Here is an 8028-nt window from a genome sequence, read left to right as displayed (position 1 = left end):
ATAAAGCCATCGCCTCCCGGGAAAAAATGTTCAAACCCATACCCAGGATAAGGACGGTTTCCACAGCGGTCGTACAGAAGAACTTCTCGCAAATAAAAGATGACATCCGCGAAATTGTCGACAACGAAATCAGCAGGATCAAAAATGACCCCGGTCTAGATCACTTAATGGTTGTCAAACGCAAATGACCGAAGGAAAATTAGCAAAGCGAGAAGGCGACTGCCAGCCTTCTCGCGGTAACACTGCTGTGCGAAAGATTTGAATAATTTCTAAACGAGATCCCTTCGAAATATTCGCAATCTTTTAGACTCCCTATGCATTTACCCAAAAAGATGATATCCTGCCTGGTAAGAGCTTTTCGGTGATTCGCCCGAACCCATTACTGCATCCAGTAAATATAATGTTTGTCCTGATTCAGTTTTGAGAGTAAGAACATTCGAATTCTTGTGAAGCACAATAACACTTGGCCGCGATGCTGTTTTGTTTCTGACCTGTAAATCGTCAGCGAAAAGTGGACAACTTTGAATGAAAGTAAAGAGAGTGTTTTCCTAAAAATGAGTACTTTAAATCATGGGAAACACAAAAAAGCCTACACCTGAGAATTACATTAAGGACATTCGCCGTAAGACCCGACGGCTTTTCACTGCCGAGCAGAAGGTACTGATCGTGATGGAAGCGCTGCGTGCGGAGATCTCGGTCGCCGAGCTGTGCCGCAAACACCAGATCAACGAATCTCAATTCTATAAATGGAACAAGGAGTTTTTGGAAGCTGGAAAGAAACGGCTGGAAGGTGATCTGACGCGAGAAGCCACGACAGACGAAGTCAGCGAACTGCGTAAGGAAAATGCCCGACTGAAAGAAATGGTGGCAGATCTGTTTTTGCGGTATGATATCGTAAAAAAAAGTTTGACGATGCTGGATTAAACCTCAAATACCGAAGATTTATGAGATTATCGGCATCAGAAAAATACGAGATTATCCAGACTGTAACCCAATCCGAACTGGGTGTCAAAAAGACGTTGCAGGAGCTTGGTATTGCCAAAAGCACGTTTTATAAATGGTATAGCAAATTCCTGGATCATGGATACGATGGCCTTTTGAGCACGAAGAAAGCGTCGAACCGGCAATGGAACAGCATCCCTCAACAGCAGAAAGACCTGGTTGTCCAGCTAGCCCTGGACCAGACAGACCTGTCCTCCCGTGAACTAGCCCATTACATTACCGACACGCAGCAGGTATTCATCTCTGAGTCAAGCGTCTACCGGATACTCAAAGAACGTGGATTAGTCAGTGCCCCGACCCATATTTTAATAGCGGCATCGGATCAGTTTAAGGACAAAACCGCTTTTGTCCACCAGATGTGGCAGACTGACTTTACCTATTTCAAAGTAGTCGGATGGGGGTATTACTACCTGAGTACGGTTCTCGACGATTACATCCACTGGGAGCTGTGTAGCAGCATGAAGGCAGATGATGTGAAAAGGACCGTTGAGCTTGCTATAAAAAAGGCAAGAATAAAAACCAAAGCTAAACCCAAGTTGCTCTCAGATAACGGGGCGTGCTACATATCCAGCGAGTTGGGCGATTATCTGAAAAATACGCTTCAAATGCAACAGGTGCATGGCAGACCGGCCCATCCGCAGACGCAAGGAAAGATAGAACGTTACCACCGGACCATGAAAAATGTGGTCAAGCTCGAAAATTTCTTTCACCCAGACCAGCTAAGGGAAGCAATCGGCAAATTTGTAGAACGCTATAACAACCAGCGGTACCACGAATCGCTGAACAATCTGACGCCTGCTGACGTCTACTTTGGCCGCGGTGAACTCATTTTGAAAAGAAGAGAGCAAATCAAAAATCAGACCCTGAAACAGCGCAAAATCCAGTATCTAAACCAAAAATTAATAGCTTTATAAACCTGAAAATACTCTCTAAGCTGTTGTCCAAGTTAGTTTGAAGACATACAGGGTGGTTTCCATGGAACCGGCAGCAATAGCGGTTGTATAAGTTAGTTTGGGTAGAACGGCTCCTTTCTTATCATGCCCTACTGCAAAATTTTGGTCAAAGTTTGTCTGCCAAATAAAGCTGGTCTGATCCATCTTTAAAGGCCTAAAAACATATTCCTGTGCAAGGTCTTCCAGCTTCCGGTTGGTTAGTCTTTCAATAAAAAGCTGCAAGTAACTCAATCCTTCTCCAGAGTAGCGGTACAGAGTGCCGGGAGGCGATTTTATGGTAAGCCGCTGCCGCCGTTCCAGCTGCCGCCAGTTAGGAAAACCTGTAGTATGGCTTAGGCACATCCTGGCAGTGATGAGCTTATAACGGTCATCTTTTTTAAGATCATGAAAGTTCAGAAATGCCTCTTTGTTATCCAGTTTATACACCGGTGTATCTATGTATTCCTGTAACGGTTTGTCAAGAGCGAGAATGCCCTGTTCTACCAACTTCATCGTTATAACGGCAAATACTACCTTGCTGAGCGATGCGGCATAAATTTCAGTATTATGTTGTAGCGGGGTTTTACTTTTTGCATCCCTATTGCCAAATGATCTACTGTACACAACTGTATCATGGTTGAAAACGGTAACCTGTAACCCTGTTACACGAGCTGCCTGCATCAGGCGCTGAAGGCTTTGGGTAAGCGAATCTGCGGATATGCGGGTATCATCGATCCTGTTAATACTCATTTGCTGACCGCAAACACTTAACGGGATCAGGTAAATCAAATAATTTAAAAGCCGGGACTTCATTTATATTTATGTTACTTGATCGAGCTTGCAATATAATATATCTTCATCCGATTACACGCACGTTCGATTGCCCACCACTTCAAAGCAATATCCGGTATTGAGTCTTTATTCGGGCGACTGAATTCATATTTAGCTAAATCGCCAAACTCATTCCCTATCCTTTTCAACATCGAGCCCCTCGTTTGCTTATTGATAATTAAGCTAACCCAATTGTATGTGCCCAGGCTGAGCCTCCTTACACGCGTCAGCAGTTTTCTTTTATAATATCTCAAAAGCTAAATATCTTGTTCGTAAAGATTATTTATTCTTTCTTATATCTAAATATCGGGAAAGCCCCCGGGTTGTTTACTGATATTTGACTACAATTTTCGCGCTCAGTCTGTGCTTTTTGCTATCGGTCCACACAACATAGATGCCGGCCGGAAATTCTCGCAGGTCGATCTCGAAGGGCATAGTAGCGGCCCGGAAAGTCTTGAGCCGCCTTCCGCAGAGGTCCGACAGATGGTAGGTCGCGTTGGTCACGCTGGCACCTTCGCGGTTGATCGTGACATAAGTGGTCGCAGGATTCGGATAAGCAGTCAACCCGCTCGATACCGGCGGTTCGTCGCCAAGGATGATGTCTCCGGTTTTCAGATGAACTGGTCCGAACGCGCTGGCGAGCCATATGTTTTCCCGGTGATCGACCCATAATTTATCCCCGCAGTTCGCGAAGGGAATTTCCGGCCCGAATGTCGTGAATTCGTAGCATTTCCCTACATCGCTCTGGCGGCAAAACGAAAGCTTGTAAACCTGTGTTTTGGCTCCTGTTACAAGCACATATAGCGTATCACCACCCGAAGCCGCAATGTCGGCTATTCTGGAAGAACCCGGTAGCGGTCCGGCGTCCACCCGCTCGATCCGGCTCTCTTTCACCCGGACTAGCGACGCAGCTCCGGCAATGTCCTTCTGCAAAATCCAAATGCTTCCATCTTTCGTGGTTTCGACTTCCTCGAAATACCTTTCGAATACCGCGTTGCTGGTGGACGATATCGTCCTGAGCGCCGTCAGCCTCTGTGGATCGAGCACTAATACCTCCGAAGTCTGTTGGCTGAAATCCCTTCTGATCGCGTAAATCCTATCGGCAGAGCTTTTCACTGTGGTCACCACCGAGCCAACGCTGGCCCCTGCGACCATGGCGGTTTCAATTCCGTTTTCAATTTTCACGATCGAATTGAAATCGTGTAGGACATTGTGCAACCCATCGAACCCGAATATGTTTCGGGGCGATGAAAAACGCGAAAGCGTTGCCGCGGGGCCGGGAGCTTCGCCATTAAGCCTCACAACCCCAAAAGACCCGCCGGACCCGCTGTTACATACTACCGGCATACCGGCCTGGTCGGTACTAACAGGCGCCTGGATTGTCAGGTATCCCAACAAGTTACCGGTATTGCCCCGGTTATAAACTTTGAATGTCCCATCGGTCTGGGAAATCTGTACATATCCGTTATTCAGGCTGGCAAGCCAGACATTTCCCCGGCTAACAGTCAGGTCAGACCTGACCTGACCGAATACTACCTGATCGGATTCGGTCAGGAACTTCACGTTCGGAGTGAGATCTTCACCGCCTGTGGTGAAGGATATTCTCAGGTCGGCAAGCGTGCCCGCTGGATAATTCATGCTATCCGCATTCGATTCCGTCACGCGCATGAAGATCTTCCGGTTAGCGGGCAAGCTTCGCACAAAGTCGATCATTTGTAGGTCGGGCTCATACGACCGGTCAAAAAAGGGGGCATCCATGGCCTCGTTCCCGGCGATGGTGACCCTGACCTTGGCCGCCAGAGTGAGCCCTTCGTATCTGAAAGGGAAACTTCGCGGCACAGCTCCCGACGAGGCATCGAACGGCAACGTTAGCCGGTCAGCAAGCGACGGGTTGATCGAAAAATGGCGGACTTCGGACCATGGCCCCGGACCACCGGTACCTTTGGCCCGCACCCGGTAGTTGTAGATTCCCGCAGAAGCCCGGAAAGTGAAGTTTGTGGCACCCGTGCTACCGCCATAATCGGCATGGAATGCGGCATCCGTTGAGGTAACGACCTGGACATCGTAGCCGGTAGCGCCCTCAACCGCGTCGAAAGCAATTTGCACATCGGTGCCTGTTTCGAAGATCGTGCCGGCAGCCGGCGTTTTTAACCGGGGAAAATCGAGCCCACTAACCGTAATCTGGGCCACATTAGACCACTCCGATTCCCCAACGCCAGTCGCACTTTTTACCCTTACATACCATATAGCCGCTGCCGGCAGTCCGCGGAGAGAAATACCATTACAGGTCGAAATAAGGTTAACCGGCGACGAAAAGCCGCCATTCTCCGAGAGCTGGATGCGGTAATGCGCAGCGGTTTCAGCGGCCGGCCAATACAGAAAGCCCCCCCTGGGATAATCTTTTTTTTGCTGCAATACGATATTAGGAGGTAGCGCACCAGCTTTTACAAATTTCTGTTCTGCATATTGCCGCATCACCGCGCGGCAAAATGGGTGAATCTCTTCGGTTGTCCGGCAATAACTCATCAGCGAGCCATCCTTTACGGTGCGTTCCAGGGGCCCGTCGTCGCAGGTGCCATCCTCGATTCCGCTACAAAAATCGATCGGCCCGCCCGGCCATACACAGCTATGCGTGTGCGCCGAGCCGAAATTATGTCCTAATTCGTGCAAAATGGTCAGACAATGTTCGAGCGGGGCAACCATATAGTCGCCCCCAATCAAGGCGATACCATTCGGAGTGAACGCCCTGTTGACGAGCAATACCCGTTTGTCGAAAGTTGCCCTGGGAGGGGCCGATTCGATCAGTTTGCCTAACACCTCGTAAACACTCGTAATACCTGCGTACGGATCGGTGGCCTCATCCTTATAGATATGAATATCGGTGACCACTAGCCTGACGGCAATCTGCTGCTCGAAAATTTTCGAACAACGTTCGATCTGCCGGATAATGCGCTCGGCTATCCTGTTGGTATCCCGGTCATAAAACTGGTACAACTCCGAGTCGACCTCGACTGCCAGGCGGCAGATACGCGTATCGGTCGCGTTGGTACGTCCCTGGTCGGCTTTCATATATGCTTGTACCCCAGCCATCAATGCCTGCACTTCGGCAGGTAACTTGCTATCATCGACACCGCACGGTACGGCCGGAAGCTGGGCGGCACCTGGCGTCGTAAACAGCAAACTGAAAATTGTTGAGAGAATAAGGATTGTAGAGCTCTTTCTGTCCATGTTTCTGCAATTTTTCGACAAAGACCCGGAAAACGCAGGCCGGGGTTGCATCCCTGCCCTACCTTTGCTCCGCTCTGAATGAAACGACCGGGCTGACGAGCACCACTTTGATGTTCTGGAAACTTACAGTGCCCAGTGTAATCACCATCGCCCCGAAGACCCACCACGAAGGTCCGATCCGGTAAGTATATTTTTGAAGCCAGTTGTTCAGCGTTGGTATTGAGGTCTGTTGACAGACGAATCTACTTGATTGCGGTGTTGGTGGTTAGTTCTGTCTCAATTATACTCCGTCTTGATTGTAACACGGCAAACCTGATTTGTTGCGGAGTTTTTGGACCGGCAACAAATTTTTAAGGGGTTGGTAGGGTCACGCCTCCGGTGATGACCACGAAAGGTCGCAGCGACTCTGAGCGCAATACTATATCGCACCATTCATCTTCATTGTTTTGGGCTTATGGAGGCCAGGTCTCGTCATCCGAGAAATTACTTGCAAACGGCAAGCCACATTCAGGCCTGTTAGAAATTAAACCAACAGCTTCCTATGTGGTAGTCAGCGACCGGTGCCGGTTTTTGCTTGGATTGAAAAGTGCTGAATAATGTTACGATGTCTTGTTTTAATAGCTGGATCGCCTGGTCGATGAGCTCTTTCCGGTAGCCCTTGTTACTAAGGTCGGTGACATATTCGGCAGCGATGACGCGCGCTATGATCTTTCCCAAATCTACTTTTTTGCGTTGAGACATAGAAAACTCGATTGAAAGGTGGAGCTCATCCCTGAATAGCTTTGCTGACTGGCTGGTGGGTTGGGTTTGGGCCAGGTGGTTAAACAGGTTATTTTGACGAGTGATCTTCATTGCACGTAATGTGGACTCGGCAATCTGGTTGTAGAGCATCTCATTCGGTCCCTCGAAGATCTGGAACGGGCGGCTGTCGATCAGAGCGCGGCCGGCAAACTGGCTCAGGCGGTAGCCCTTCGCCCCGGAAAGTTGCAGCAACATTTGGGCTGATTCATGCATCAGGTCTGTAACAAGTGCCTTCATTGTGTTAGCTTCCAGGCCCATTTCCGAGGCGTTGCGACTAAGACTATCCAAAGCGCAGGTCCGGACGCACATGGCCGAGCAAATCGTATACGCTGCTTGCATACGGCTTATCTGGTATTGGACATTGTCGTATGTGAGCAGACTGTTGCCGCCCACACGACGCGTGGTGGTGTAGGCGACGGCCTCGTCGAGCGTCCTTTGAAGGAAGCCTATTGCCATGCCCGGAAATTGTAACCGGCTGTTATGTAAAATATCGAGCATCATCATAATGCCGGTTGACTGTCCCTGCAACTTGTGGTGTTTGGGCACAGAAATGTTTATTTGATTTAAGCCGTATGGTAACATATATAAACCCAGACTGTCATAGTATTCGCTGACTTGTATCCGCTGCCCTGATTGATTACCGTCGGCGACGAAGAAATCGATGTCGCCGGCCAGCTCCCCGGACAGGTGTTTTTTTCGCGCAGCGATCAGCCAAAACTTTGCGTAGCCGGTCAGGCCCTGCCAGTGTTTAGACCCCGAAATGTGGTAGTGCCCTCCGTTTTCGGTGTGGCTGGTGGCCAGCCTGAGCACATCGCTTCCGAAGTCCGGCTCGGTAAGCATAAGGCCTCCCATTTGCCGGTCTTCCAGAAAACGGCGGAAGATTTCCGCCTTCACCTCCGCTCCTGCGTATTTGACCACTGGTTGCAAAAACAAAAACAGGTTGATGCCCAAAATCATCGATAGCTGAACCGATTCGTAGGAGGTGGCCGCCAGTAGCCGCATGGACTCGCGGATATGCATGCCCCTTCCGCCAGCCTGCACGGGAATGGATACCGAAAGCGGTTGTTTCCCCATGACTGCATCCAGCAGCGCCGCTGGCATTCGCTCCCGATGCATGGGCGACAACGGCTCGCGGTCACCCAGCACGTTTCGGACGGTAGAGACGATGTCCGCGACAAATGTGTCCAAATCCACAGGCGCGCCTTTGATCACTTCATTGGTGTACATAAAGATT

The 8028-nt window shown here is 49.5% G+C and carries 5 protein-coding genes; 2 read left to right on the top strand and 3 right to left on the bottom strand.

Translation table 11 applies throughout. From position 1 onward, the window contains the following. Nucleotides 1-188, top strand: a 188-nt coding sequence (locus AC2YIT_RS31625; protein WP_487281857.1) for a hypothetical protein, incomplete at its 5' end; no start/stop codon positions are given. A gap of 382 nt (nt 189-570) precedes the next feature. Next, a protein-coding gene (locus tag AC2YIT_RS31620; protein ID WP_487281856.1) for an IS3 family transposase occupies nt 571-1916 on the top strand; the annotation gives its coding sequence in 2 pieces (ribosomal slippage) (nt 571-906 and nt 909-1916; 1344 coding nt in all). 15 nt (nt 1917-1931) lie between these two features. On the opposite strand, the gene AC2YIT_RS31615 is transcribed toward AC2YIT_RS31620, so the two are convergent. The 3 genes from AC2YIT_RS31615 to AC2YIT_RS31605 form a co-directional block, all read right to left on the bottom strand. Continuing rightward, on the bottom strand, nt 1932-2747 hold the full coding sequence (locus AC2YIT_RS31615; protein ID WP_487281855.1) for a serine hydrolase domain-containing protein: 816 nt from the start codon (nt 2745-2747) through the stop codon (nt 1932-1934). 345 nt (nt 2748-3092) lie between these two features. Then, a complete protein-coding gene (locus AC2YIT_RS31610; RefSeq protein ID WP_487281854.1) occupies nt 3093-5993 on the bottom strand; it encodes a M12 family metallo-peptidase in 2901 nt (966 codons plus the stop codon). A 516-nt stretch (nt 5994-6509) separates the two neighbouring features. Then, complete coding sequence (locus tag AC2YIT_RS31605) at nt 6510-8021, bottom strand: acyl-CoA dehydrogenase family protein (RefSeq protein WP_487281853.1); 1512 nt, start codon at nt 8019-8021, stop codon at nt 6510-6512. Nucleotides 8022-8028: the final 7 nt, after the last annotated feature.

The organism is Dyadobacter sp. SRI_021, assembly GCF_057586235.1.
The sequence above is the reverse complement of the archived record's forward strand: the minus strand, read 5'-3'. Positions and strand labels throughout refer to the sequence as shown.

Bases quoted from the DNA above. Each gene is read 5' to 3' on its own strand.
- AC2YIT_RS31615 (WP_487281855.1), bottom strand. From the start codon at position 2,747: ATGAAGTCCCGGCTTTTAAATTATTTGATTTACCTGATCCCGTTAAGT.
- AC2YIT_RS31610 (WP_487281854.1), bottom strand. From the start codon at position 5,993: ATGGACAGAAAGAGCTCTACAATCCTTATTCTCTCAACAATTTTCAGT.
- AC2YIT_RS31605 (WP_487281853.1), bottom strand. From the start codon at position 8,021: ATGTACACCAATGAAGTGATCAAAGGCGCGCCTGTGGATTTGGACACA.